The sequence below is a fragment of the Streptococcus sp. 79 genome (assembly GCF_013277425.1).
GTDB lineage: Bacteria > Bacillota > Bacilli > Lactobacillales > Streptococcaceae > Streptococcus > Streptococcus pseudopneumoniae.
This window is the reverse complement of the sequence record NZ_VMMW01000037.1, coordinates 1,870-27,618: the sequence shown is the minus strand read 5'-3', so window position 1 is coordinate 27,618 and position 25,749 is coordinate 1,870. Positions and strand designations below refer to the sequence as shown.

General features: G+C 42.2%; 21 protein-coding genes and 3 pseudogenes. 19 read left to right on the top strand and 5 right to left on the bottom strand.

Annotated features, from left to right (window positions below; translation table 11 throughout):
* Positions 1-198 precede the first annotated feature (198 nt).
* Positions 199-591 (top strand): annotated as a pseudogene (locus HT729_RS06730) (helix-turn-helix domain-containing protein); the annotation flags it as partial.
* 246 nt (positions 592-837) lie between these two features.
* Here HT729_RS06730 and nagA read toward each other — a convergent pair.
* Complete coding sequence (nagA, locus tag HT729_RS06725) at positions 838-1,989, bottom strand: N-acetylglucosamine-6-phosphate deacetylase (protein WP_001134440.1); 1,152 nt, start codon at positions 1,987-1,989, stop codon at positions 838-840.
* A gap of 280 nt (positions 1,990-2,269) precedes the next feature.
* On the opposite strand from nagA, the gene gmk reads away from it, so the two are divergent.
* The 12 genes from gmk (at position 2,270) to HT729_RS06665 (ending at position 15,000) form a co-directional block, all read left to right on the top strand.
* Positions 2,270-2,896: a guanylate kinase gene (gene gmk, locus HT729_RS06720; RefSeq protein WP_000775041.1), complete on the top strand. Its 627-nt coding sequence runs from the start codon at positions 2,270-2,272 to the stop codon at positions 2,894-2,896.
* Between the two features lie 24 nt (positions 2,897-2,920).
* Positions 2,921-3,235 (top strand): DNA-directed RNA polymerase subunit omega, encoded by a 315-nt coding sequence (gene rpoZ / locus HT729_RS06715; RefSeq protein WP_000979235.1) that lies wholly within the window; start codon positions 2,921-2,923, stop codon positions 3,233-3,235.
* 65 nt (positions 3,236-3,300) lie between these two features.
* Positions 3,301-5,697: a primosomal protein N' gene (locus tag HT729_RS06710; RefSeq protein ID WP_172931832.1), complete on the top strand. Its 2,397-nt coding sequence runs from the start codon at positions 3,301-3,303 to the stop codon at positions 5,695-5,697.
* A gap of 12 nt (positions 5,698-5,709) precedes the next feature.
* On the top strand, positions 5,710-6,645 hold the full coding sequence (gene fmt / locus HT729_RS06705) for a methionyl-tRNA formyltransferase (RefSeq protein WP_172931831.1): 936 nt from the start codon (positions 5,710-5,712) through the stop codon (positions 6,643-6,645).
* On the top strand, positions 6,638-7,951 hold the full coding sequence (gene rsmB, locus HT729_RS06700; protein ID WP_172931830.1) for a 16S rRNA (cytosine(967)-C(5))-methyltransferase RsmB: 1,314 nt from the start codon (positions 6,638-6,640) through the stop codon (positions 7,949-7,951). The genes fmt and rsmB overlap by 8 nt, the downstream gene beginning before the upstream one ends.
* 14 nt (positions 7,952-7,965) lie before the next feature.
* Positions 7,966-8,706: a Stp1/IreP family PP2C-type Ser/Thr phosphatase gene (locus tag HT729_RS06695; protein WP_050234902.1), complete on the top strand. Its 741-nt coding sequence runs from the start codon at positions 7,966-7,968 to the stop codon at positions 8,704-8,706.
* Positions 8,703-10,682 (top strand): serine/threonine-protein kinase StkP, encoded by a 1,980-nt coding sequence (gene stkP / locus HT729_RS06690; RefSeq protein ID WP_172931829.1) that lies wholly within the window; start codon positions 8,703-8,705, stop codon positions 10,680-10,682. The genes HT729_RS06695 and stkP overlap by 4 nt, the downstream gene beginning before the upstream one ends.
* A 114-nt stretch (positions 10,683-10,796) precedes the next feature.
* Complete coding sequence (locus tag HT729_RS06685) at positions 10,797-11,555, top strand: threonine/serine exporter family protein (protein WP_023946522.1); 759 nt, start codon at positions 10,797-10,799, stop codon at positions 11,553-11,555.
* A gap of 1 nt (position 11,556) precedes the next feature.
* Complete coding sequence (locus HT729_RS06680) at positions 11,557-12,006, top strand: threonine/serine exporter family protein (protein WP_057487161.1); 450 nt, start codon at positions 11,557-11,559, stop codon at positions 12,004-12,006.
* A 168-nt stretch (positions 12,007-12,174) separates the two neighbouring features.
* Entirely contained in the window at positions 12,175-12,423 is a 249-nt protein-coding gene (locus HT729_RS06675; RefSeq protein WP_172931835.1) for a hypothetical protein, read from the top strand.
* Positions 12,424-12,553: 130 nt separating this feature from the next.
* Positions 12,554-13,726, top strand: coding sequence for a hydroxymethylglutaryl-CoA synthase (locus HT729_RS06670; protein ID WP_172931828.1), 1,173 nt, complete (start codon positions 12,554-12,556; stop codon positions 13,724-13,726).
* Positions 13,726-15,000, top strand: coding sequence for a hydroxymethylglutaryl-CoA reductase, degradative (locus HT729_RS06665; protein WP_172931827.1), 1,275 nt, complete (start codon positions 13,726-13,728; stop codon positions 14,998-15,000). The genes HT729_RS06670 and HT729_RS06665 overlap by 1 nt, the downstream gene beginning before the upstream one ends.
* A gap of 149 nt (positions 15,001-15,149) precedes the next feature.
* On the opposite strand, the gene HT729_RS06660 is transcribed toward HT729_RS06665, so the two are convergent.
* Together HT729_RS06660 and HT729_RS06655 are read right to left on the bottom strand one after the other, a co-directional pair.
* Positions 15,150-16,115, bottom strand: a complete 966-nt coding sequence (locus HT729_RS06660) for a LacI family DNA-binding transcriptional regulator (protein ID WP_172931826.1) — start codon at positions 16,113-16,115, stop codon at positions 15,150-15,152.
* Positions 16,096-17,550 carry a glycoside hydrolase family 32 protein gene (locus HT729_RS06655; RefSeq protein ID WP_172931825.1) on the bottom strand — a complete coding sequence of 485 codons (1,455 nt, stop codon included), beginning with the start codon at positions 17,548-17,550 and terminating at the stop codon, positions 16,096-16,098. Before HT729_RS06655 ends, HT729_RS06660 begins: the two co-directional genes overlap by 20 nt.
* A gap of 380 nt (positions 17,551-17,930) precedes the next feature.
* Between HT729_RS06655 and HT729_RS06650 the strand changes: the two genes are divergently transcribed.
* Together HT729_RS06650 and scrK are read left to right on the top strand one after the other, a co-directional pair.
* Positions 17,931-19,817 carry a sucrose-specific PTS transporter subunit IIBC gene (locus HT729_RS06650; RefSeq protein ID WP_191995018.1) on the top strand — a complete coding sequence of 629 codons (1,887 nt, stop codon included), beginning with the start codon at positions 17,931-17,933 and terminating at the stop codon, positions 19,815-19,817.
* A 149-nt stretch (positions 19,818-19,966) separates the two neighbouring features.
* Positions 19,967-20,854, top strand: a complete 888-nt coding sequence (gene scrK, locus HT729_RS06645) for a fructokinase ScrK (protein WP_172931824.1) — start codon at positions 19,967-19,969, stop codon at positions 20,852-20,854.
* A 319-nt stretch (positions 20,855-21,173) separates the two neighbouring features.
* Here scrK and HT729_RS06640 read toward each other — a convergent pair whose 3' ends face one another.
* The gene (locus HT729_RS06640; protein ID WP_172931823.1) at positions 21,174-21,791 is read right to left on the bottom strand and encodes a TVP38/TMEM64 family protein; all 618 of its coding nucleotides are present in this window, start codon (positions 21,789-21,791) and stop codon (positions 21,174-21,176) included.
* A 402-nt stretch (positions 21,792-22,193) separates the two neighbouring features.
* Positions 22,194-22,472 (bottom strand): annotated as a pseudogene (locus tag HT729_RS06635) (IS30 family transposase); the annotation flags it as partial.
* On the opposite strand from HT729_RS06635, the gene HT729_RS06630 reads away from it, so the two are divergent.
* From HT729_RS06630 to HT729_RS12045, 4 genes and pseudogenes are all read left to right on the top strand, one after another.
* A complete protein-coding gene (locus tag HT729_RS06630; RefSeq protein WP_240164423.1) occupies positions 22,416-22,619 on the top strand; it encodes a hypothetical protein in 204 nt (67 codons plus the stop codon). The pseudogene HT729_RS06635 and the gene HT729_RS06630 overlap by 57 nt on opposite strands.
* A gap of 193 nt (positions 22,620-22,812) precedes the next feature.
* Positions 22,813-23,706 carry an ABC transporter ATP-binding protein gene (locus HT729_RS06625; RefSeq protein WP_172931822.1) on the top strand — a complete coding sequence of 298 codons (894 nt, stop codon included), beginning with the start codon at positions 22,813-22,815 and terminating at the stop codon, positions 23,704-23,706.
* A complete protein-coding gene (locus tag HT729_RS06620; protein WP_172931821.1) occupies positions 23,703-24,902 on the top strand; it encodes an ABC transporter permease in 1,200 nt (399 codons plus the stop codon). The genes HT729_RS06625 and HT729_RS06620 overlap by 4 nt, the downstream gene beginning before the upstream one ends.
* A gap of 587 nt (positions 24,903-25,489) precedes the next feature.
* Positions 25,490-25,639, top strand: a pseudogene (locus HT729_RS12045) (IS630 family transposase); the annotation flags it as partial.
* Positions 25,640-25,749 lie beyond the last annotated feature (110 nt).

Here is a 25,749-nt window from a genome sequence, read left to right as displayed (position 1 = left end):
GTGCCTTTCTTGTGTTTGTGGTTGAACAACAAGTATAACACAGAGGTGTTTTCTTATGCCTACACTTTCAGCTAGTTGAACCATCTAATTTTTAGGAGGGCTGGGTGGCTAACTTCATTATAGAACTTTCATTTAGTAAATCGAACGTGAAAATGTCCCATTTGGTAGAATAGTCGTATGAAAAGTATCCAACTGAATATGAATGAAACGAAAAAATATCTGGTGATAAAAGCTATAGACCAAGGAAAGAAAACAAAGAATCGAGCCTGTGTCGAACTGAATCTTTCTGAAAGACAAATCAATCGTCTGCTACTAGCCTATCAACAGAAAGGAAAAGAAGCCTTCAGACACGGAAACAGAAATCGAAAACCAAAACATGCAATCCCTGATGAAATCAAAGAACGTGTCCTAAAGAAATACCTCTCCTATGAAACATATAAACCAAATGTCCTTCATTTCTGTGAATTACTAGCTGAAGAAGAGGGAATTCAGCTCTCTGATACAACTGTTAGAAAAATACTCTATAAGGAAAACATCCTCTCTCCCAAGTCTCACAGAAAGACAAAGAAGAGACTAAGAAAACAAGCTAAACTGAGCCTGGAACAACTCGTAAACGCTCCAAGTTGGTCTACTGCCCAAGTAAAATTTATACTAAACAGAAATTAAAAAACAAATTAGAAGACTTGGATTGCACAGCTCAAAATACTGATTTTAGAAAGTGGAATACTAATTAATGGAGTTGTAACAAATAGTTGACAGTGTTTGTTGCTTTTTGACTTCAAAGGAGTATTACTGGATTTTCTCCTCAAATTAGACTTTTGCCCAGACTCTTCTCTCTTATGCTTGATAACGTTTCACACCATCTAGATAGGTTGCTACCAATTCCAAATCTTTGTCTAAAACAATAAAATCTGCATCATAACCTTCACGAATTTGTCCACAGACGTCATCGATGTGAACGGATTTAGCTGGGTTGAAGCTGGCCATCATGACTGCTTCATGCGGATTCGCAATTCCCCATTCGACCACATTCTTCACACCATCTTTGAGTTTGAGGATAGAACCTGCCAAGTTACCTGTCGATTTGAGGCGTGCAGTTCCATTTGCAACGACAACTGGGAATTCTCCCAACATATAGTCACCGTCTTCCAATCCACCAGCTGTCATACAGTCTGTAATAAGAGCAATGTTTTCTGTCCCTTTTTGTTTGATAAGAATTTCGCAGGCTTTTGGATCTACGTGATGGCCATCACAGATCAACTCTGCATAGGTATGAGGTAATTGATACATGGCTCCAACCATACCCAGTTCGCGGTGAGTCAACCCACGCATTCCATTGTAGGCGTGTACCCAAACACTCGCTCCAGCATCGACTGCTTTTTTAGCTTCATCAAAAGTCGCGTTTGAGTGCCCAAGAGCAACCGTTACACCTTCTCCGGTGATAGTCCGTACAAAGTCTTCTACACCTTCACGCTCTGGCGCAAGAGCAATTTTATTTAGCAAGCCATTTGCTGCTTTTTGCCACGCACGAAACTCATCCATGCGAGGATCTTTCATGTAGGCAGGGTTTTGAGCCCCCTTGTATTTCTCTGTGAAATAAGGCCCTTCAAAATAAATTCCACGAATTTTCGCGCCACTTGCTTCTTGATAACGAGCACCGATATTTTCAGTTACCGCAAGCAATTGCTCATAAGTCGATGTCAAAGTTGTTGGCAAGAAGCTCGTTACCCCCATGCTGAGGAGTCCTTCACTCATAGTATGAAGCGTTCCTTCGATATTATTATCCATAACATCCACACCGCCAAATCCATGAATGTGGGTATCCACAAGTCCTGGAGCAATGCTATAACCTGTATAGTCAATCACCTCAGCTCCTTCAGGAATCTGCTCTACATGTTTTCCAAACTTGCCGTCCACAAGTTCCAAGTAACCACCTCGACGAACTCCGTGTGGGTAGAAAAACTGATCCGCTTTAATATAGTTAGGCATAATGTTAACCTCCTTAAAAAATTGATTCTACAATTTATTATGTCAATTACATTATAAACCTTTCTTTTTCATTTGTAAATGGTATAGACCTATTTTCTGAAGATATTTTAAAAGCGATATTTCACGTTCGAATCACAACACATCTAAATAAATAAGAAAGAGCAGTTGAAAAATTACTGCTTTTTTGTTACACTAGATAGAAAGACTGTAAAGGATAATCTGGCTTTTTGCCATTATTCTAGAGAAATGTTATTTCACAGACTGACTAAAAGGAGACACAATGGCAGACCGAGGCTTACTAATCGTTTTTTCTGGTCCTTCAGGGGTTGGCAAAGGAACGGTTAGAAGAGAGATTTTTGAGAGTTCTGAAAATCAATTTCAATACTCTGTATCGATGACGACACGCGCACAACGTCCTGGAGAAGTGGACGGTGTTGACTATTTCTTCCGTACTCGTGAAGAGTTTGAAGAGCTGATTCGTCAAGGACAGATGTTGGAATACGCAGAATATGTCGGCAACTACTATGGAACTCCTCTGACCTACGTCAATGAAACCTTGGACAAGGGAATCGATGTTTTCCTTGAAATTGAAGTTCAGGGTGCTCTTCAGGTTAAGAAAAAGGTTCCAGATGCTGTCTTTATCTTCCTGACACCACCAGATTTGGATGAATTACAAGACCGCTTGGTAGGTCGTGGAACAGATAGCGCAGAAGTGATTGCCCAACGAATCGAAAAAGCCAAGGAAGAAATTGCTCTCATGCGTGAGTATGATTATGCGATTGTCAACGATCAGGTGCCCCTAGCTGCTGAGCGTGTCAAACGTGTGATCGAAGCAGAGCACTTCCGTGTGGATCGTGTCATTGGTCACTATCAGGAGATGTTACCGAAATCTCCAACTACCCGATAAAATTTAGAAAATAGGTACAAGCAAATGATGTTAAAACCTTCTATTGATACCTTGCTCGACAAGGTTCCATCAAAATATTCACTCGTAATCTTGGAAGCAAAACGTGCCCACGAATTGGAAGCAGGTGCGCCAGCAACTCAAGGTTTCAAATCTGAAAAATCAACTCTTCGCGCTTTAGAAGAAATCGAATCAGGAAACGTAACCATTCACCCAGATCCAGAAGGAAAACGTGAAGCAGTGCGTCGCCGTATCGAAGAAGAGAAACGCCGCAAAGAAGAAGAAGAAAAGAAAATCAAAGAGCAAATCGCTAAAGAAAAAGAAGATGGTGAAAAAATTTAAGGTTGGGGGGACTCAATCTTATTTTTTCTATTGCAAGAATCTACTGACAAGGAGGAGGTGAGAAGATGGCCCTAGCTAAAATTATCGTGGATGTGCCTTTGATGCAGACGGACCAGCCCTATAGTTACAGGGTTCCGGAGGAGTTTGAGGGAATGCTGGAGGTTGGGATGCGGGTTCATGTACCCTTTGGTAAGGGGAATCGCTTGATTCAAGGGATTGTTCTTGGTTTGGAGTCTCAATCAGATGAAGAAGAGATGGAGCAAGATTTAAAAGATATTGCCGAGGTGCTGGATTTTTCTCCTGTGCTCACGCAAGAACAACTCTGGCTGGCTGAGGAGCTCCGCAAATCTGTCTTCTCCTACAAAATCTCTATCCTCAAGGCTATGTTGCCGGGATTTCTGAATTCTAGTTATGACAAGATTCTCTATCCTCTAGCAGGTCTTGGTCAGGAAGACCGAGTGCGTCTGTTTGGTTCTGAAGATTCGCTAGCCTTTTCTTCTTTGGATTTAGCTAAGCAAGCTGAAATGATGCGTTTGACTAGAAAAGGCCTGCTTGGTCTGGAGTACCAGGCAGTCGATCAAAAGAAGGTCAAGACCCAGTCTTGGTATGAGGTAGACCTTGCTCAATTAGAAAGTGTAGAGATTTCTACACGCGCCAAGAAAAAGTTAGAACTGAGAGACTATTTGCTTTCTCATCCTGAGAGTGCTTCCTTGGCTAGTTTGTTAAAGTCCTATTCACGGGAGCAAGTCAACTTCTTTGTAGAACAAGGTGCTGTTACTATAGTTCAAAAGGAAGTCCAACGCTCGACTGCTTATTTTGAAGGCATTGAGGCAAGTCAGCCTTTAGAGTTGAATCCAGAGCAAAGACGGGCGCGTGATGCGGTTGTGAGTGCGATTGGTAGTCATCAGCCTCCCTTCCTCCTTCAAGGAATTACAGGAAGTGGGAAAACGGAGGTTTATTTGCAGATTATTCAAGGAGCCTTGGACAAGGGCAAGACAGCCATTTTGCTGGTACCTGAGATTTCCTTGACTCCTCAGATGACGGAGCGTTTTATCGCTCGTTTTGGGGATAAGGTTGCCATTCTTCACTCAGGCCTGTCCAATGGTGAAAAGTATGATGAATGGCGCAAGGTCGAGCGTGGAGACGCTCAAGTTGTTGTGGGTGCCAGATCTGCCATCTTTGCTCCGCTGAAAAATCTAGGTGTTATAATTATCGATGAGGAACATGAAGCGACTTATAAGCAAGACAGTAATCCCCGTTACCATGCCAGAGAGGTGGCTATTTTACGGGCCCAGTATAATCAAGCGGCTCTGGTGCTTGGGTCTGCAACGCCGAGCTTAGAGAGCCGGGCGCGTGCTGGCAAAGGCGTCTATCAACACTTACGTCTAACACAACGTGCCAATCCTTTGGCTACAATCCCTGAGGTTCAAGTGATTGACTTTCGAGACTATATCGGACAAAATGAGACGTCAAACTTTACGCCTCCTTTGCTAGAGGCGATCCAAGACCGTCTGGTTAAAAAAGAGCAGGTGGTCCTCATGCTCAATCGCCGTGGTTATTCTAGCTTTGTCATGTGTCGGGAATGTGGGACGGTAGATACTTGTCCCAACTGTGATATTTCCCTGACCTTGCACATGGATACCAAGAACATGAACTGCCATTATTGTGGTTTTTCGAAAGACATTCCTCAGGTCTGTCCTAACTGTAAGAGTCGCAGTATTCGTTATTATGGGACAGGAACTCAGAAGGCTTATGACGAGCTGGCAGAACTATTTCCCCAAGCCCGCATTTTGCGGATGGATGTAGATACGACTCGTAAGAAAGGTAGTCATCAAGCTCTCCTTGACCAGTTTGGACGAGGGGAAGCAGATATTTTACTAGGTACTCAGATGATTGCCAAGGGATTGGATTTTCCCAATGTGACTTTGGTCGGAGTGCTCAATGCGGATACAGCCTTGAATTTGCCTGACTTCCGTTCTTCTGAGAGAACCTTCCAACTTTTGACTCAGGTTGCAGGCCGGGCAGGTCGTGCTGAAAAAGCTGGGCTGGTCTTGATTCAGTCTTACAATCCTCAGCACTACGCTATTCGATTTGCTAAGGATCAGGACTACGAAGGCTTTTATGCCTATGAAATGGGTATTAGACGACAACTAGGTTATCCGCCTTACTATTTCACGATTGGCATTACCCTTTCTCATAAGAAAGAAGAAGAGGTGGTCAAACGTGCCTATGAAGTTATGAACATTTTGCGGTCAGGCTTGTCAGATACCAGTCACATTCTCGGGCCAACGCCAAAACCGATTGCTCGTACCCACAACCTCTATCATTACCAGATTTTAATTAAATACCGTTTAGAGGATGAGCTGGGGCCGACCCTCAATCAGGTCTTGGCCCTGACTCAAGAACGGGAAAATAGTGAGCTTCGTCTCAGTATTGACCATGAGCCACAGCAATTTTTATAAGAAGGAGAAGATATGACAAAATTAATCTTTATGGGGACACCCGACTTTTCAGCAACAGTCTTAAAAGGACTTTTGACAGATGACCGTTACGAAATTCTAGCCGTTGTGACCCAGCCAGACCGTGCTGTTGGTCGTAAAAAAGTTATCCAAGAAACACCAGTCAAGCAGGCTGCCAAGGAAGCAGGCCTTCCTATCTACCAACCTGAAAAATTATCTGGAAGTCCAGAGATGGAAGCTATTATGCAGTTAGGAGCAGATGGAATTGTGACTGCTGCTTTTGGCCAGTTTCTCCCAAGTAAACTCCTTGATAGCATGGATTTTGCAGTCAATGTCCACGCCTCTCTTCTTCCTAAACACCGTGGTGGTGCGCCTATCCATTATGCCTTGATTCAAGGTGATGAGGAAGTTGGTGTGACCATTATGGAGATGGTTAAGGAAATGGATGCAGGTGATATGATTTCTCGTCGCAGCATTCCTATCACGGATGAGGACAATGTTGGCACCTTGTTTGAGAAATTGGCGCTAGTTGGTCGTGATTTGCTTTTGGATACTTTGCCTGCCTACATTTCTGGGGAAATCAAACCTGAACCGCAGGATCCAAGTCAGGTCACTTTCTCGCCAAATATCAAGCCAGAGGAAGAAAAACTGGACTGGAACAAAAGCAATCGTCAACTTTTCAATCAGATCCGTGGAATGAACCCGTGGCCTGTTGCCCATACTTTCCTTAAGGGCGACCGCTTTAAGATTTATGAAGCTCTACCAGTAGAAGGTCAGGGAAATCCAGGTGAAATCCTCTCTATTGGCAAGAAAGAATTGATTGTTGCAACGGCAGAAGGGGCTCTATCCCTCAAGCAAGTGCAGCCAGCTGGTAAACCTAAGATGGACATTGCTTCCTTCCTCAACGGAGTTGGACGGACATTGACTGTAGGAGAACGATTTGGTGACTAAAGTAGAAACGGCTAGAAGTTTAGCCCTAGCAGTATTAGAGGATGTCTTTATCAATCAAGCATACTCAAATATAGCCTTAAATAAGCATCTTAGGGGAAGCCAACTTTCGGCAGCAGACAAGGGCTTGGTAACCGAGATGGTCTATGGAACGGTAGCTCGCAAACTCACCTTAGAATGGTATCTATCACACTTTATCGAAGACAGAGATCAGTTAGACAGCTGGCTCTACGTCCTTCTCCTCATGAGTGCCTACCAGCTCCGCTATTTGGACAAGATTCCAGATCATGCTGTGGTCAACGAAGCAGTGGAATTGGCCAAAGTCCGTAAAAAGGGCAGTGAAAAATTGGTCAATGCCGTCCTTCGTCGTATTCTGCGTGAAGGCTGGCCAGATATTGCCAGCATCAAACGAAAAAACAAGCGTGATTCCATTGCATATTCCCTTCCAGTTTGGCTAGTTGCTAAGCTCAAGGAAGAATACGGAGAGGAGCGAGCGCAGGCTATTTTTGAAAGTCTCTTGGTGCGCAACAAGGCCAGTATTCGTGTGACTGACTTAAGCCGAAAAGAGGAAATACAAGCCTTGTTGGAGGCGAATAATTCCCTTTTAGCAACCACTGGTCTGGTTAAGGAGAAAGGACATTTTGCAGGGCATAATTTGTTTGCGGATGGAGCCATTACCATTCAAGACGAGTCCAGTCAACTGGTTGCTCCGACGCTTGATTTACAAGGTGATGAGCGAGTGCTTGATGCCTGTGCGGCTCCAGGTGGGAAAACAGCCCATATAGCCTCTTATCTTACGACAGGTCAGGTTACTGCTCTGGACTTGTACGACCACAAGTTGGACTTGATTCAAGAAAATGCCCAACGTCTGGGAGTTGCAGATCGGGTTCAAAGGCAAAAATTGGATGCCAGAAAGGTACATGAGTTTTTTGGGCAGGATTCATTTGATAAGATTTTGGTGGATGCTCCCTGTTCAGGAATCGGTCTTTTGCGCCGAAAACCAGATATCAAATACAATAAAGAAACGGCAGATTTCGCGTCCTTACAGGAAATTCAGCTAGAAATATTAGGTAGTGTTTGTCAAACACTAGGCAAAGGTGGTATAATAACTTATAGTACCTGTACTATTGTCTCAGAGGAGAATTTTCAAGTCGTTGAGGCGTTTTTAGAAAGTCATCCCGAATTCGAGCAGGTAAAACTAGAACATGAATGTAAGGATATCATGAAAGATGGCTGTATTCTCATTACACCTGAACTGTATGGAAGTGATGGATTCTTTATCAGTCAATTTCGCAAGATATCGGATTAGGAAGGAACTGACACATGGAAATTTCATTATTAACAGATGTTGGTCAGAAACGAACAAATAACCAAGACTATGTCAACCACTATGTCAATAGAGCTGGACGTACCATGATTATTTTAGCTGATGGGATGGGAGGTCATCGCGCAGGGAATATTGCTAGTGAAATGGCGGTAACAGACCTAGGTATAGCTTGGGTCGATACCCAAATCGATACAGTCAATGAAGTGCGTGAATGGTTCGCCCATTACCTAGAAATTGAAAATCAAAAGATTCACCAGCTTGGTCAGGATGAAGCTTACAGAGGCATGGGAACTACTTTGGAAGTCCTTGCTATTATTGGCAATCAAGCTATCTATGCTCATATTGGTGATTCGCGTATCGGCTTGATTCGTGGAGAAGAATACCATCAGTTGACGAGCGACCATTCTTTGGTCAATGAATTGCTCAAGGCTGGTCAATTGACACCAGAAGAGGCCGAAGCTCATCCGCAAAAAAATATTATCACCCAGTCTATTGGTCAAAAAGATGAAATTCAGCCTGATTTTGGGACAGTTATCCTTGAGTCAGGCGACTATCTCTTGCTCAATAGTGACGGCTTGACTAACATGATTTCAGGCAGTGAGATTCGTGATATTGTAACCAGCGATATTCCTTTAGCAGATAAGACGGAGACACTTGTTCGTTTTGCTAACAATGCAGGAGGTTTAGACAACATTACGGTTGCCCTTGTTTCTATGAACGAGGAGGATGCAGAATGATCCAAATCGGCAAGATTTTTGCCGGACGCTATCGGATTGTCAAACAGATTGGTCGAGGAGGCATGGCGGATGTTTACCTAGCCAAAGACTTAATCTTAGATGGGGAAGAAGTGGCAGTGAAGGTTCTGAGAACCAACTACCAGACAGACCCGATAGCTGTAGCTCGTTTTCAGCGTGAAGCTAGAGCTATGGCAGATTTAGACCATCCTCATATCGTTCGGATAACAGATATTGGCGAGGAAGACGGTCAACAGTACCTCGCTATGGAGTATGTGGCTGGACTTGACCTCAAACGCTATATCAAGGAACACTATCCTCTCTCTAATGAAGAAGCCGTCCGTATTATGGGACAAATTCTTCTCGCCATGCGTTTGGCCCATACCAGAGGAATTGTCCATAGGGACTTGAAACCTCAAAATATCCTTTTGACACCAGATGGGACTGTCAAGGTTACAGACTTTGGGATTGCAGTAGCCTTTGCCGAGACAAGTCTGACTCAGACTAACTCTATGCTGGGTTCGGTGCATTACTTGTCACCAGAGCAGGCGCGTGGCTCTAAGGCGACTGTACAGAGTGATATCTATGCAATGGGGATTATTTTCTATGAGATGCTGACAGGTCATATCCCTTATGATGGGGATAGTGCAGTGACCATCGCCCTCCAGCATTTCCAAAAACCACTGCCGTCCGTTATTGCTGAAAATCCATCTGTACCTCAGGCTTTGGAAAATGTTGTTATCAAGGCAACTGCTAAGAAATTGACAGATCGCTATAAATCAGTTGCTGAAATGTATGTGGATTTGTCTAGTAGTTTGTCTTATAATCGTCGTAATGAACCAAAGCTGGTCTTTGACGATGCGACTAAGGCGGACACCAAGACTCTACCAAAAGTATCCCAGAGCACCTTGACTTCGATTCCTAAGGTTCAAGCGCAGACAGAACACAAACCAATCAAAAAACCAAGCCAGGCTGTGACAGAGGAAACTTACCACCCACAGGCACCGAAAAAACGTAGATTTAAGATGCGTTACCTGATTTTTTTGGCCAGCATTGTATTGGTGGCAGCTTCTCTTATTTGGATACTATCCAGAACTCCTGCAACCATTGCCATTCCAAATGTGGCAGGTCAGACAGTGGCGGAAGCCAAGGAAACCCTCAAAAAAGCCAATTTTGAGATTGGCGAGGAGAAGTCAGAGGCTAGTGAAAAGGTGGAAGAAGGGCGGATTATCCGTACAGATCCTGGCGCTGGAACTGGTCGAAAAGAAGGAACGAAAATCAATTTGGTTGTCTCATCAGGCAAACAATCCTTCCAAATTAGTAATTATGTCGGTCGGAAATCCTCTGATGTCATTGCGGAATTAAAAGAGAAAAAAGTTCCAGATAATTTGATTAAAATTGAGGAAGAAGAGTCGAATGAGAGTGAGGCTGGAACGGTCATGAAGCAAAGTCTACCAGAAGGTACGACCTATGACTTAAGCAAGGCAACTCAAATTGTCTTGACAGTAGCTAAAAAAGCTACGAAGATTCAATTAGGGAACTATATTGGACGGAAATCCTCTGATGTCATTGCGGAATTAAAAGAGAAAAAAGTTCCAGATAATTTGATTAAGATAGAGGAAGAAGAGTCCAGCGAAAGCGAACCAGGAACGATTATGAAACAAAGTCCAGGTGCCGGAACGACTTATGATGTGAATAAACCTACCCAAATCGTCTTGACAGTAGCTAAAAAAGTTACAAGTGTTGCCATGCCGAGCTACATTGGTTCCAGCTTGGAGTTTACTAAGAATAATTTGATTCAAATTGTTGGGATTAAGGAAGCCAATATTGAAGTTGTAGAAGTGTCGACAGCTCCCGCTGGAACTGCTGAAGGTACAGTCGTTGAACAGAGTCCTAGAGCAGGTGAAAAGGTAGACCTCAATAAGACTAGAGTCAAGATTTCAATCTACAAACCTAAAACAAGTTCAGCTACTCCTTAAAATCAGATGGATAATCAAAATGAGTAATCAATCTTTGTCATGTTTTCATGGCAAAGATTTTTTTTGAGTCCGGATTTGTGATAGAATAGAAGGAGTTGATAAAAGGAGGAACGCATGGAAGAATCAAGAGAATTAAATGCCGTCATCGATGTGATTATGTTAGCTGGAACCATTCTTCTCAAAAGTGGCTCAGAGATTCATCGTGTAGAAGATACCATGATTCGGATCGCGCATTCGCAGGGGATTGTGGATTGCAATGTTCTTGCCATGCCTGCTGCTATCTTTTTCTCCATTGAAAACACCAATATTTCGCGTATGAAGCGCGTGACCTCCTCTTCTTATAACATCGAAAAAGTCTGCGATGTCAACCAGATTTCTCGTCAACTGGTTGGGGGGCAAATTGATTTAGAGACAGCCTTCAAGCAATTGACGGCTTTGCAAGCCCAGCCCCTTCCTTATACTAAGTTGCAGGTAACTTTGGCTGCGACCTTTAGTGCTCCTTTCTTTTCAATTATGTTTAGTGGAAATATCTACGACGCACTTGGGGCAGGAGTGGCTACCTTATTTGGTTTTGCCTTTTCCCTCTATGTGGAGAAGTTTATCCGAATTCCTTTTGTAACAGCCTTTGCTGGGGCCTTTGTCTTTGGGATGATAGCCCAGTTTTGGGCTCGCTACACAGGTTTTCCTTCAACAGCAGATTTGATTATAGCTGGTGCAGTCATGCCTTTTGTACCAGGTATTGCCTTGACCAATGCGGTCCGTGATATTATGACCAACCACATAAACTCTGGTATGAGCAAGATGTTTGAATCCCTGCTCATTACCCTTGCTTTAGGGGCAGGAACTTCTGTCGCCTTGGTATTGATGAACTAATATGACACTAACAACCTTTTTATTACAAGCAGTAGCAAGTCTTCTTGCCATTATCACTTTTTTAATCGTACTCAATGTGCAACGCTCTATGCTCTTACCTGGAGGGATTTTGGGCATGGCTGTCTGGCTAATTTATCTCTTGCTCAAGGAACCGACCAATGTCATTGTAGCCACCTTCATTGCGGCCATTATCGGTTCATGTGTCAGCCAGATTTTAAGTATTCTTTATAAGACTCCTGCTGTGGTCTTTATCTTGGCCATCTTGGCACCACTGGTTCCGGGATACCTTTCTTATCGGACAACTGCCTTTTTTGTGACAGGGGACTATAATAAAGCGCTGGCAAGTGCGACCTTGGTTGTCATGCTGGCTTTGGTCATTTCCATTGGAATGGCTAGCGGAACAGTGATTCTCAGACTGTATCATTATATAAAAACACATCGAGTATCGTAGACTTTACAACTTTGCAGAAATAAAAGAATTTTCTGAAAAATGAGATAAATATAGTGACAAGGCTTTCTATGTATGCTATTCTATATATAGAAAGGAGGAAAAATCATGAAAAAATCACTATTTTCCTTATTGTCTGTAAGTCTACTGACCTTGTTGGTTATCCCAGTCATGGTGTCTAGTTCAGGCTCAGAATTTCAAAGTGGATGGCAAGAGCATCAGTTGATTGCCGAAAAGGTTAGTAAAACACTTGACAAGACATTTGATAAGGATGTCAGAGAAATTCCGACCAGTCAGTTTTATCAAGAATTTGTAGATGAGATGGGAAGGACTTACTCAGGAGATTTAATCCTCCAGGAACTGATAACTGAGAATGGGGCTTATAAAGCTACTTATATCGGTGAACTCTATAGCAACTAATCATTCTTTAAAATTATGACCAATAAGAGGCTTGATTTGGTGAATCAAGTCTTTTTTCTCTCTTTTACTGCCATTTGTGATAAAATAGTACTGAACGATTTTTTACATGAATGATAAAACAGAGGTAAATATGACAATCGGTATTGATAAGATTGGTTTTGCGACCAGTCAATATGTCTTGAAGTTACAAGACTTAGCAGAAGCGAGGGGAATTGACCCTGAAAAATTAAGTAAAGGCCTCTTACTCGAGGAATTGAGTATTGCGCCCCTAACTGAGGACATTGTGACCTTGGCGGCCAGCGCAAGTGACTCTATTTTAACTGAGCAAGAAAGATCAGAAATTGACATGGTCATTGTGGCGACCGAGTCAGGAATTGATCAGAGTAAGGCTGCGGCCGTCTTTGTGCATGGCTTGCTGGGTATTCAGCCCTTTGCTCGTAGTTTCGAAATTAAAGAAGCCTGCTATGGAGCGACAGCTGCCCTTCATTATGCCAAATTGCATGTGGAAAATTCTCCACAGTCCAAGGTCTTGGTCATTGCCAGTGATATTGCCAAGTATGGTATTGAAACTCCAGGAGAACCCACTCAGGGTGCTGGCAGTGTGGCCATGTTGATTACACAAAATCCACGCATGATGGCTTTTAATAATGACAATGTGGCTCAGACTCGTGACATCATGGATTTCTGGCGTCCAAATTACTCGACAACTCCTTATGTAAATGGTGTTTATTCTACCCAGCAATACTTGGATAGTTTGAAAACGACTTGGCTTGAATATCAAAAACGCTACCAGCTTACTTTGGATGATTTTGCGGCGGTTTGCTTCCACTTGCCTTATCCTAAATTAGCACTCAAAGGCTTGAAAAAAATCATGGATAAGAGCCTGCCTCAAGAGAAAAAGGACCTCTTGCAAAAGCACTTTGACCAGTCTATTCTCTACAGTCAAAAAGTGGGGAATATCTACACAGGTTCACTTTTCCTTGGACTTTTGTCTCTCTTGGAAAATACAGATAGCTTGAAGGCTGGGGATAAAATCGCCCTTTATAGTTATGGAAGCGGGGCTGTAGCTGAGTTCTTTAGTGGTGAATTGGTTGAAGGATACGAAGCTTATCTGGATAAAGACCGTTTGAATAAGCTCAACCAACGAACTGCCCTGTCTGTTGTTGACTATGAAAAAGTCTTCTTTGAGGAAGTAGACTTAGATGAGACAAATTCTGCCCAGTTTGCTGGCTATGAAAATCAAGATTTTGCCTTGATTGAAATTGTTGACCACCAACGCCGTTATAGCAAGGTTGAAAAATAATGAAGATAAGTTGGAATGGATTTTCTAAAAAATCATACCAAGAGCGCCTCGAGCTGTTAAAAGCTCAGGCGCTCCTTAGTCCTGAGAGACAAGCGAGTTTGGAGCAGGATGAACAGATGAGTGTGACTGTGGCAGACCAGCTGAGTGAGAATGTGGTGGGAACTTTTTCTTTACCTTATTCGATGGTTCCAGAGATCCTCGTCAATGGTCAGGAATACACAGTTCCCTATGTGACAGAAGAACCGTCCGTGGTTGCTGCGGCCAGCTATGCCAGTAAAATCATCAAGCGAGCAGGTGGTTTTACTGCTCAGGTTCATGAGCGTCAGATGATTGGGCAGGTAGCCCTTTATCAAGTTGCTAATCCTGAACAAGCGCAAGAGAAAATTGCCAGCAAGAAAGCAGAACTCTTGGAATTTGCCAATCAAGCCTATCCTTCCATCGTTAAACGCGGTGGTGGAGCGCGTGATTTGCATGTAGAGCAGATCAAAAGCGAAACAGACTTTCTAGTCGTTTATCTTCATGTCGATACCCAGGAAGCCATGGGAGCCAATATGCTCAACACCATGTTGGAAGCATTGAAACCAGTCTTAGAAGAACTCAGTCAGGGACAAAGTCTCATGGGAATCCTGTCCAACTACGCGACCGATTCTCTAGTGACTGCAAGCTGTCGTATCGCCTTTCGTTACTTGAGTCGCCAAAAGGATCAAGGGCGAGAGATTGCGGAGAAAATAGCTTTGGCTAGTCAATTTGCACAAGCTGATCCTTATCGAGCTACTACCCACAATAAAGGGATTTTTAATGGTATTGATGCCATTTTGATTGCCACTGGTAATGACTGGCGTGCCATCGAAGCCGGGGCTCATGCCTTTGCCAGTCGAAATGGACATTACCAAGGTCTTAGTCAATGGACGCTGGACCTTGAAAGAGAAGAATTGGTCGGTGAGATGACCCTGCCCATGCCTGTGGCGACCAAGGGTGGCTCTATCGGTCTCAACCCTCGTGTAGCCCTCAGTCATGAACTACTGGGAAATCCTTCTGCTAAAGAATTAGCCCAGCTTATCGTGTCTATCGGGCTTGCTCAAAACTTTGCGGCCCTCAAAGCCTTGGTGAGTACAGGGATTCAGCAGGGGCACATGAAACTTCAAGCAAAATCTCTAGCGCTTTTGGCAGGTGCTAGTGAATCCGAGGTAGCTCCCCTGGTCGAGCGCCTCATCGCAGATAAAACCTTTAACTTAGAGACTGCCCAGCGCTATCTCGAAAATTTAAGATCATAAAAACTCAGACGAATTGGTCTGAGTTTTCTTGTGCTTATACTCAATGAAAATCAAAGAGCAAATTAGGAAGCTAGCCGCAGGTTGCTCAAAACACTGTTTTGAGGTTGCAGATGGAAGCTGACGTGGTTTGAAGAGATTTTCGAAGAGTATTAAATACTTTTTCCTGGTAATAGAGTAACTGGTAAGAAGTAACCTGTTGTTGCGACTTCCTTGCCTTCGATCTTTTGCAAGAGAAGATCAACAGTGAGGCAGGCAATCTCTTCCAAGGGTTGCTTGATAGTAGCCAGTTGAGGGTAGTAATTTTCGATAAAGTAGGTCCCATCATAGCCGATGACCTTGAGCTCTTCTGGGACAGAAATGCCCAATTCTTGGGCAATTTTAATGACCAGAATAGCTGTCAAATCATCCGAAGCAAAAATGGCATCTGGCTTTTGCCGGGTCAAGATATTCTTGATTTCCATTTCTTTTCTGACGGGAGAAAAGTCACTGGAAACATTGATAATAGGAGCTTTTGGGAGTACAGATGCAAAACCAGCGTGGCGTAGTCCAGTTGGCGAATTAGAATTGTCATTCCCTGTAATCATGATGATAGATTGGGCGCCTGTCTTGACCAAGGTCTGGGCAGCAAGAACTCCACCAGCGTAGTTGTCAGAGGAAACGACAGGAATGTCTGGAGACAGGTTTCGGTCAAAGGAAATAATCGGTGCTGTCACACGATTGTAGTCTTCGATTCCCAAGTTGTGACTACCAGAAATGATGCCGTCCACCTGATTGGCTTCCAACATTTCGATGTACTCACGTTCTTTTTCAGAATCGTGCTTACTGTTGCAGATGATGGTCTTGTACCCATTTTTGAAGAGTTGGTGTTCCAGCTTATCAATCAATTCTGCATAGAAAACATTGGAAATATTGGGGAAAATCAAACCGATTAACTTGGCTGACTTTCCTTGTAGACTGCGAGCTAGGTTGTTGGGTTTATAGCCCAATTCTCGCATGGCTTCATTGACCTTTTGAATGGTTTTTTCAGAGAGATAACCTTTTTTGTTGATAACCCGAGAAACGGTAGTAGGGCTGACGCCTGCAAGTTTGGCGACATCAGTTAGTTTTGCGACCATAATCTAATTCATAGTAAGTTCCAGTTGGGTTTCCAGATTTGATGAGGATCCCATTTTGGTCCTCATGTGGGAAGACACGACCAGAAAATACTTTTTCTCCTTTATTGATGAAAATTTCAAAGACAGAGTTATCGATGAAAATCGTAGCAGTAGTAGCTTGATTGTCGATAGGGCAAGAACGAGTAGTTCCAAATTCTTGGGCATACTGTTCTCCAGCCTGGCTACGATCCACTGTCACTTGACCATTTACAAGGTCAAAGTTGATGGAAAGTCCCTTGCCTTCTTGATCAGCAAGTAAGACAATCTCGCTCTGGCTATTAGCTTCCAAGTTGAGTTCAAGTTCGTAAGTGTTCTTGGTTTTGGAACGGTTTGAGAAGGCTTCTTCAGAAGCACGAAGGTCCTTGATAGCTGCGACTGGGTATTGGTAGAGTTTGCCGTCTTTGATAGTGAGTTCCTTGACCAAAGAGAAGGTTCCTTGGTGGTCAAAACGGTCAGAAGGGTAAGAAACATCTGGCAAGCCAAGCCAGCTAACAGCTAGAGCACGTCCATCAGGAGCGTTGAAGGCTTGAGTTGCATAGGCTTCGAAACCATAGTCCATGTTTTGAAGTTGAGATACATCTACCATTTTAGCATTTTCAGGGTCAAAGGAAGCCCCAATCTTATACATATTTGGAAAGATATTATCGTAGTCTAGAACGTTTTTATCCAATCCTTGTGGGCAGTATAGAAGGACAGGTTGTTCCCCTACAAAGACCAGATTTGGACATTCCATCATGTAGGCAGTACGGTCGTTAGCAAAGTCAAGGTTGCCAACGGCTTGCCAGTTTGTATAGTCGTTGTCTACAGCCTTGTAGAGACGGACGAAGCCTTTTTTCTCCAAGTCCTGTCCACCGACGATAGCATAGTATTGTCCCTTGAAGTTAAAAATTTGCGGATCACGGAAGTGGTCAGTAGAGTCTGCTGGCTGGTCGATCAAGATCTTGTCGATCTTCGTAATCTTGCCATCCTTGTCCATCAAAGCACCGATTTGGTACGGGTGACGGATCCAGTTTTCATCGCGGACATTTCCTGTATAGAATAGGAATAACTGATCACCAAATTGCATAGCAGAACCAGAGTAGGCGCCGTGGCTATCTAATGGAGTATCAGGCAAAACTTTGACTCCAGTTTCTGTGAAATGAACCAAGTCCTCGCTTTCCAATTGCACCCAAGATTTCAAACCGTGGGCTGCACCAAAAGGAAAGTTCTGATAAAAAACAATCCACTTTCCATCAAAGTAAGAAAAGCCATTTGGGTCGTTTAGGAGTCCTGTTTTTGGCTCAACGTGGTAATGAGTATGCCATGGAGATTGTGCCATATTTTCCTTAATATTCTTAATTTCTTCTTGCGTCCAGTCTTGATAAAGTCTGTAACGACGCTCAGTAGTCCATTTCATTCTTTCATTCCTCCAAAAATCTTATCACTTTTAATAGTAACCGTTTTCGGAAAAAAAAGCAAGCCTTTTATGTAAAAAAAGAGAAAAAACTGTCAAACGTTTGTCACAAAATAAATGCAGGGAATCAATCAAATTTTTAGGAAAATATGAAAGATAATGAAACAAAACCCTTTTAACCAAGATTTTAAACTTATTTTTTCAAGGAATATCTGATAAAACAATCAAAAGCAATCAATCTAAATCGTGCCCACTAAGTGGATAGAATATTTTTTCTGCAAAACGCTTGACATATTTCTAAAACATGATAAAATAATAGTCGTAAGGGCGAATAAAATCGCTTTCAAACAAGAACAAAATTTTATATAAGGAGATTTTTGCAAATGAACAATCAGGAAATTGCAAAAAAAGTCATCGATGCCTTGGGCGGACGTGAAAATGTCAACAGTGTTGCCCACTGTGCGACTCGTCTTCGTGTCATGGTCAAAGATGAAGGAAAAATCAATAAAGAAGTGATTGAGAACTTGGAAAAAGTTCAAGGTGCTTTCTTTAACTCAGGTCAATACCAAATCATCTTTGGTACAGGTACAGTTAATAAAATGTACGATGAAGTTGTTGCACTTGGTTTGCCAACATCCTCTAAAGATGACATGAAAGCAGAAGCTGCTAAACAAGGGAATTGGTTCCAACGTGCTATCCGTACTTTCGGTGACGTTTTCGTTCCAATCATCCCAGTTATCGTAGCGACAGGTCTTTTCATGGGTGTTCGTGGTCTTTTCAACGCTCTTGAAATGCCACTTCCAGGTGACTTTGCAACTTACACTCAAATCTTGACAGATACAGCCTTCATCATCTTACCAGGTTTGGTTGTTTGGTCAACCTTCCGTGTATTCGGTGGAAATCCTGCCGTTGGTATCGTTCTTGGTATGATGCTTGTTTCTGGCTCACTTCCAAACGCTTGGGCAGTCGCTTCAGGTGGTGAAGTAACAGCTATGAACTTCTTTGGTTTCATCCCTGTTGTTGGTTTACAAGGTTCCGTTCTTCCAGCCTTCATCATCGGGGTTGTCGGAGCTAAATTTGAAAAAGCTGTCCGCAAGGTTGTTCCAGATGTGATTGACCTCTTGGTAACCCCATTCGTGACACTTTTGGTGATGTCTATCCTTGGACTCTTTGTCATCGGACCAGTCTTCCACGTCATTGAAAACTACATCCTTATCGCTACAAAAGCGATCCTTAGCATGCCATTTGGTCTTGGTGGTTTCTTGATTGGTGGGGTTCACCAATTGATCGTCGTGTCAGGTGTGCATCACATCTTCAACTTGCTTGAAGTGCAATTGCTTGCTGCTGACCATGCTAACCCATTCAATGCTATCATCACAGCTGCTATGACAGCTCAAGGTGCTGCGACTGTTGCGGTTGGTGTTAAAACTAAAAATCCAAAACTGAAAACACTTGCTTTCCCAGCTGCTCTTTCTGCCTTCCTAGGTATTACAGAGCCTGCTATCTTCGGGGTGAACTTGCGCTTCCGTAAACCATTCTTCCTTTCATTGATTGCTGGTGCAATCGGTGGTGGATTGGCTTCTATCCTTGGACTTGCAGGTACTGGTAATGGTATCACAATTATCCCAGGTACAATGCTTTACATCGGTAACGGACAACTTGCCCAATACCTTCTTATGGTAGCTGTATCATTCGTTCTTGGTTTCGCTCTTACTTATATGTTTGGTTATGAGGATGAAAAAGAAGTTGCTACTGAAGTAGAGACAGAACGTTTGGTCCAAGAAGAAACAACTGGTAACATTCCAGCAGCTCTTCAAAATGAAACACTTGTAACTCCTATCGTTGGTGATGTTGTAGCTCTTGCTGATGTTAATGACCCTGTTTTCTCAAGCGGAGCTATGGGACAAGGTATCGCTGTGAAACCAAGTCAAGGTGTGGTATATGCACCAGCTGATGCTGAAGTTTCAATTGCCTTTCCAACAGGACACGCTTTTGGTTTGAAAACAACTGATGGTGCTGAAGTCTTGATCCACGTTGGTATCGACACTGTAACAATGAACGGTGAAGGTTTTGAAGCAAAAGTTGCTCAAGGTGACAAGGTGAAAGCAGGAGATGTTCTTGGAACATTTGATTCAAACAAAATCGCTGCAGCTGGTCTTGATGATACAACAATGGTTATCGTTACAAATACAGCTGACTACGCTGCAGTAGCTCCAGTCGCAACAGGTTCAGTTGCGAAGGGGGATGCTGTGATCGAAGTGAAAATCTAATCAATCCTCTCTAATGTGAAAACGAACAAATGACATGTTTGTTCGTTTTTGCTTGAATGGTAAGATTTACAGAGGAAAATCTAAAAAATAGAGAAATTTAGACTTTCGAAATATGCTATAATAAAGAAAATAAAAACAAGAGGTTTATCATGACAAAATTATATGGAAGCTTGGAAGCGGGCGGTACAAAGTTTGTTTGTGCTGTCGGTGATGAAAACTTTAACGTTGTAGAAAAAACACAATTTCCAACAACAACTCCAATCGAAACAATCGATAAAACCATCGAGTTCTTCTCAAAATTCGATAATCTTGCTGGTCTTGCAGTTGGTTCATTTGGTCCGATTGATATTGATAAAAACTCAAAAACCTATGGCTTTATCACAACGACTCCAAAACCAAACTGGGCAAATGTTGACTTGCTTGGAGCCCTTCGTCGTGCCCTCAACGTGCCAATGTACTTCACAACAGACGTAAACAGCTCTGCCTACGGTGAAGTGGTTGCCCGTAATAATGCTGGTGGTCGTATCGAAAATTTGGTTTACTACACAATCGGTACAGGTATCGGTGCAGGTGTTATCCAACGTGGTGAGTTTATCGGCGGTGTGGGTCACCCTGAGATGGGTCATTATTATGTTGCTAGACACCCAATGGATATTGAAAAAGAATTTAAGGGTGTTTGTCCTTTCCATAAGGGATGTCTGGAAGGCTATGCAGCTGGTCCAAGTTTGGAAGCTCGTACAGGTGTTCGTGGGGAAAATATTGAACTCAACAACCCTGTTTGGGATGTTCAAGCCTACTATATCGCTCAAGCTGCGGTTAATGCGACACTGACTTTCCGCCCAGACGTGATTGTCTTTGGTGGAGGGGTCATGGCTCAACAACACATGCTGGACCGTGTCCGTGAGAAATTTACAGCTCTTCTCAACAGTTACCTGCCAGTACCAGATGTGCGTGATTACATTGTAACGCCAGCAGTCGCAGGAAATGGTTCTGCTACACTTGGGAACTTTGTACTTGCAAAAGAAGTTTCAAAATAAAGCACAAAATCCGCTTGGTTTCCCAAACGGATTTTGTGGTTGAAAACAATATTTTTGAGCCTTTCCTTAAGTGATTACGGACGGTAGCGACTTTCTTCGAAATTCCATACCTAAACTTTGAGCCTAATGTCTCAAAGTTTCCGAACACCTGAAACCATTAGATTTCAAGGGTTTCTATCACGGCGGAAAGGCTAGGTAAGTACTCACCTCACTATTGAAAAATAGGAATGATTTCCATACCAAAGTATATTTAGTATCAAGCTATAATCGATCTACGCTCTAAAAATCCGCTTGGGAAACCAAACGGATTTTTTATGTGTCAAAGCATTTGCCAGAAGAAGTCGATAATATAGGTCAAACCGTAGGTATAAACCACGAGGGTAAAGGGCTTGGTCAGAATGATGATGGTCATATAGCGCTTGAAGCTCATCTTGGTCAGGGCAGCCAGCATACAGAGAAAGTCAGCTGGACTAATGGGCCAAATCATCATAAAGATAAAGAAACGGTCAAAACGATTGCCCTTATCCAACCAGCCTATATACTTGTCATAGGTACGCTTGCTGACGACGGACTGGACAAAGGCAGCTCCGTAGAGGCGCACCAGATAAAAGATAATGGCACAGCCAATGACAATGCCGATATAGTTGTAGATAGTACCGATGATGTGCCCGTAAATAAAGACCCCTGCGACGGAGGTCAAGGCCCCAGGAATGATAGGGACGACCGTTTGTAAAATCTGTAAAAAGATAAAGAGGGGTGGACCCCAGATACCTGCCTGCTGGATAAAAGCAGAGAGGGTTTCCTTGGACTGTAAAACCCCAGCCTGATAAGCCCAAATACAGAAAATCAAACTCCCAACCCCACCGACAATCGATGAGATATTGATAACTTGCTGCAAAAGGGGAGAAATAGCTTTCATTTGTTTATCCTGTGACATGTAAACTCCTCATAGATAGTATAATTCTACTATACCATATTTTGGAGGAGAAAGGGGGAATGAGTGTTTTTGATGAGGAATAGATGGGAATACAGGCTTTCGAGACTTAGAACAGGTCTGTCAACTAAAGGTTATATGCATTCTAGGTTTCGAATAACCGCAATTCCATAAATTTAAAAGCATCCTGAGTTTCGAATAGCTTATCTGAGATAATTTTGAGGCATTCGAGCTTTCGAATAGTTATCTTCTCTAAAGTTTAGATGTATTCTGAAGCTAGAAAAGCTAAAATCTAAAAATAATAAGGGTCTCTATCTGATGGATGTAATTTATGTCTAGTATGAATCCTTTGAATCGTTAGTTAATTTTAATATGAATCAGTTCTGAAATAATTACTAAATATAGTTAGATGGTGAATGAATTATTGCTAAATTTCAAGTTCAAGTTAGCCATCAAGAAGTCTTCTCTGAGCGACTTGTAGTTCAAGAATTTTTTAGGATAGTTGTTCATCCATTTTTCGATGAATGCGATTTCTTTGGGAGTCGTTTTCTTAGTTCCCTTAGGTAACCATCTACGAATGAGCATGTTGTGATTCTCATTAGTTCCCCTTTTCCAAGAGGCATAGGGATGTGCATAGTAGATATGTTCCTTAGAAAACATATCGGACAGGCGGTTGAATTCCGTTGTCCATTAGTAGATAAAGGATTACTCCTTCTTGAAATGACAGATGAACTTGTTTCTTATAAAAAATGTTGTCAAGAAATTATTCGCTTTTTTCCAGAAGTTTTAGAGGAAGAAAACTTTATGAGGAAAAAGAACTTACTCAAATAACAATTCAGGATCAAAAATAGACAGTTGAGGAGCAGAGTGGATAAATTAAGTTTGCTACTGTATAATGGATTTATCACTAAAAACGCTCCATGCCATATTTTACATAGCATTAGTCTTCTAAAAATGGACAGAAATCATTGTAAAGGCTATCAAAAAAGAGTATAATGAGTGAAAGAAATTTCGGAGGTGAAAGATGCTAGAAGTAAGAAGTCTAGAGAAAAGTTTTGGATCCAAGCAAGTTTTGTTTGGTATTGACTTTCAAGCGCGACCAGGTCGTATTTTGGGGCTAGTCGGAAAAAATGGTGCTGGGAAGACAACGATTTTCCACAGTATTTTGAAGTTTTTAGAATACCAAGGAGAAATCAGTCTGGATGGTCAGGATATTCGTCAGGAGACCTATGCTCGGATTGGTTATCTGCCTGAAGAACGCAGTCTCATGCCTAAATTGACAGTCCTTGAACAAGTTCGCTACTTGGCGACTCTAAAAGGTATGGATGCCAAGGAGGTCAAGGAAAAACTCCCTCAATGGATGAAGAGGCTGGAAGTGAAAGGGAAGCTAACTGATAAAATCAAGAGTCTGTCAAAAGGAAATCAGCAAAAGATTCAGCTCATCATTACTCTGATTCATGAACCAGACTTGATTATCTTGGATGAGCCTTTCAGTGGCTTGGACCCAGTCAATACAGAATTGCTCAAGCAAGTCATTTTTCAGGAAAAAGAGCGTGGAGCAACCATTATCTTTTCCGACCATGTCATGACCAACGTCGAGGAGCTTTGTGACGATATTCTCATGATTCGAGATGGCCGTGTGGTCTTGCATGGGCCGGTCCAGGATGTCCGCAATCAATACGGGAAAACGCGTCTCTTTGTTTCAAGTGAACGAAGCAAGGAAGAATTGGAAAATCTTCCTCATGTCAAACAGGTGAGCTTGACCAAGCAAGGCAGTTGGAAATTAATCCTAGATGATGAGAGTGCTGGAAGAGAACTCTTCCCAATCTTGACTCAGGGGCAATATATCGCAACCTTTGACCAGCAAGCGCCAACAATCGATGAAATCTTTAAACTAGAATCAGGGGTGGAAGTATGAGAAATATGTGGGTTGTAATCAAGGAAATCTATCTTCGACATGTCAAATCGTGGAGTTTCTTCTTTATGGTGATTTCACCATTCTTGTTTATCGGTCTCTCTGGAGGAATTGGCTATCTCCAAGGCTCTTCAATGGCTAAAAATGATAAAGTGGCAGTGGTGACAACAGTGCCATCTGTAGCAGAAGGACTGAAGAATGTAAATGGTGTTAACTTTGACTATAAAGACGAAGCAAGTGCCAAAGAAGCAATTAAAGATGAAAAATTAAAAGGCTATCTGACTATTGATCAAGAAGATAGTGTTCTAAAGGCAGTTTATCATGGCGAAACATCGCTTGAAAATGGAATTAAATTTGAGGTTACAGGTACACTCAATGAACTGCAAAATCAGCTTAATCGTTCAACGGCCTCCTTATCTCAAGAGCAGGAAAAACGCTTAGCGCAGACAGTTCAATTCACAGAAAAGATTGATGAAGCCAAGGAAAATAAAAAGTTTATTCAAACAATTGCAGCAGGCGCCTTAGGATTCTTTCTTTATATGATTCTGATTACCTATGCGGGTGTAACAGCTCAGGAAGTTGCCAGTGAAAAAGGCACCAAAATTATGGAAGTCGTCTTTTCTAGCATAAGGGCTAGTCACTATTTCTATGCGCGGATGATGGCTCTGTTTCTGGTGATTTTAACGCATATCGGGATTTATGTGGTAGGTGGTCTGGCAGCTATTCTACTCTTTAAAGATTTGCCATTCTTGGCTCAGTCTGGTATTTTGGATCACTTGGGAGATGCTTTCTCACTGAATACCTTGTTCTTTATTTTGGTCAGTCTCTTTATGTACGTCGTCTTGGCTGCCTTTCTAGGTTCTATGGTTTCTCGTCCTGAGGACTCAGGAAAAGCCTTGTCGCCTTTGATGATTTTGATTATGGGTGGTTTTTTTGGAGTGACAGCTCTAGGTGCAGCTGGTGACAATCTCATCTTGAAGATTGGTTCTTATATTCCCTTTATTTCGACCTTCTTTATGCCATTTAGAACTATTAATGGCTATGCAGGGGGAGTAGAAGCATGGATTTCACTTGCTATTACAGTGATTTTTGCGGTGGTAGCAACAGGATTTATCGGACGCATGTATGCCAGCCTAGTCCTTCAAACAGATGATTTAGGGATTTGGAAAACATTTAAACGTGCCTTATCTTATAAATAGAAGAGCCTCGCGAAAGCGAGGTTTTTTAGAGATAAAAAGAGTGGAATCACGAACCTAATTATGCACACATTATGTAAACAGGTTGCTTGAGAACTCAATTGTATAGTGAACTGAATCTGGAATAAGATAATATTGCTTCTAAAACATTCTTATAAATTGATTTGAATTCCAAAACCAGGGTGTGCAATTCTTATTTCCCATCACTTTATTTATTGATTATGATAGAACTCTTATCGGTCTGTAACAAAATTTCAATAATATAAAAACGCATCCTATCAGGACTCAACTTGATAGGATGCGTTTTTTGATTGTGAAGACTTTTCATCCAGCCTCTTTATGTGATAAAGTATCGTTAATATTCAATGAAAATCAGACTGGGAAGTTAGCGGAAGGCTCCTCGAAACATAGTTTTGAGGTTGAGGAACTGACCAAGTCAGTAACGTATACACACTAAGGACAAGCTGACGTGGTTTGAAGAGTATAAAAATCTGTTTCGTAAGCATCCAATAATAGGGTGTTTTGATAGTGTCATCATTTGGATAAGCATTATAGTATAGTGATATGAAATCAACTAAACTAAATAAGAAATATAGATTATCAAAACTCTTTGAAAAGATTGCATTAAATCTAAATAACATAGACGTCTTCAGCGTGTGCTGTCTCATCTTATGCGAAAATCTTATAAGGAGAGTATAGAAAATCTCGGTTGTAATCAACTAACTGATTGGAGAAATGTATAAATATGAGAAGTTAGACCCCCATGTCACTACCATAATGAGATTGCTCGAATTCCTTGCTTTTTATACTCAATGAAAATCAAAGAGCAAACTAGCCGCAGGCTGCTCAA

Bases quoted from the DNA above. Each gene is read 5' to 3' on its own strand.
- nagA (WP_001134440.1), bottom strand. From the start codon at position 1,989: ATGCCTAACTATATTAAAGCGGATCAGTTTTTCTACCCACACGGAGTT.
- gmk (WP_000775041.1), top strand. From the start codon at position 2,270: ATGGCAGACCGAGGCTTACTAATCGTTTTTTCTGGTCCTTCAGGGGTT.
- rpoZ (WP_000979235.1), top strand. From the start codon at position 2,921: ATGATGTTAAAACCTTCTATTGATACCTTGCTCGACAAGGTTCCATCA.
- HT729_RS06710 (WP_172931832.1), top strand. From the start codon at position 3,301: ATGGCCCTAGCTAAAATTATCGTGGATGTGCCTTTGATGCAGACGGAC.
- fmt (WP_172931831.1), top strand. From the start codon at position 5,710: ATGACAAAATTAATCTTTATGGGGACACCCGACTTTTCAGCAACAGTC.
- HT729_RS06695 (WP_050234902.1), top strand. From the start codon at position 7,966: ATGGAAATTTCATTATTAACAGATGTTGGTCAGAAACGAACAAATAAC.
- stkP (WP_172931829.1), top strand. From the start codon at position 8,703: ATGATCCAAATCGGCAAGATTTTTGCCGGACGCTATCGGATTGTCAAA.
- HT729_RS06685 (WP_023946522.1), top strand. From the start codon at position 10,797: ATGGAAGAATCAAGAGAATTAAATGCCGTCATCGATGTGATTATGTTA.
- HT729_RS06680 (WP_057487161.1), top strand. From the start codon at position 11,557: ATGACACTAACAACCTTTTTATTACAAGCAGTAGCAAGTCTTCTTGCC.
- HT729_RS06675 (WP_172931835.1), top strand. From the start codon at position 12,175: ATGGTGTCTAGTTCAGGCTCAGAATTTCAAAGTGGATGGCAAGAGCAT.
- HT729_RS06670 (WP_172931828.1), top strand. From the start codon at position 12,554: ATGACAATCGGTATTGATAAGATTGGTTTTGCGACCAGTCAATATGTC.
- HT729_RS06665 (WP_172931827.1), top strand. From the start codon at position 13,726: ATGAAGATAAGTTGGAATGGATTTTCTAAAAAATCATACCAAGAGCGC.
- HT729_RS06660 (WP_172931826.1), bottom strand. From the start codon at position 16,115: ATGGTCGCAAAACTAACTGATGTCGCCAAACTTGCAGGCGTCAGCCCT.
- HT729_RS06655 (WP_172931825.1), bottom strand. From the start codon at position 17,550: ATGAAATGGACTACTGAGCGTCGTTACAGACTTTATCAAGACTGGACG.
- HT729_RS06650 (WP_191995018.1), top strand. From the start codon at position 17,931: ATGAACAATCAGGAAATTGCAAAAAAAGTCATCGATGCCTTGGGCGGA.
- scrK (WP_172931824.1), top strand. From the start codon at position 19,967: ATGACAAAATTATATGGAAGCTTGGAAGCGGGCGGTACAAAGTTTGTT.
- HT729_RS06640 (WP_172931823.1), bottom strand. From the start codon at position 21,791: ATGTCACAGGATAAACAAATGAAAGCTATTTCTCCCCTTTTGCAGCAA.
- HT729_RS06630 (WP_240164423.1), top strand. From the start codon at position 22,416: ATGTGCATAGTAGATATGTTCCTTAGAAAACATATCGGACAGGCGGTT.
- HT729_RS06625 (WP_172931822.1), top strand. From the start codon at position 22,813: ATGCTAGAAGTAAGAAGTCTAGAGAAAAGTTTTGGATCCAAGCAAGTT.
- HT729_RS06620 (WP_172931821.1), top strand. From the start codon at position 23,703: ATGAGAAATATGTGGGTTGTAATCAAGGAAATCTATCTTCGACATGTC.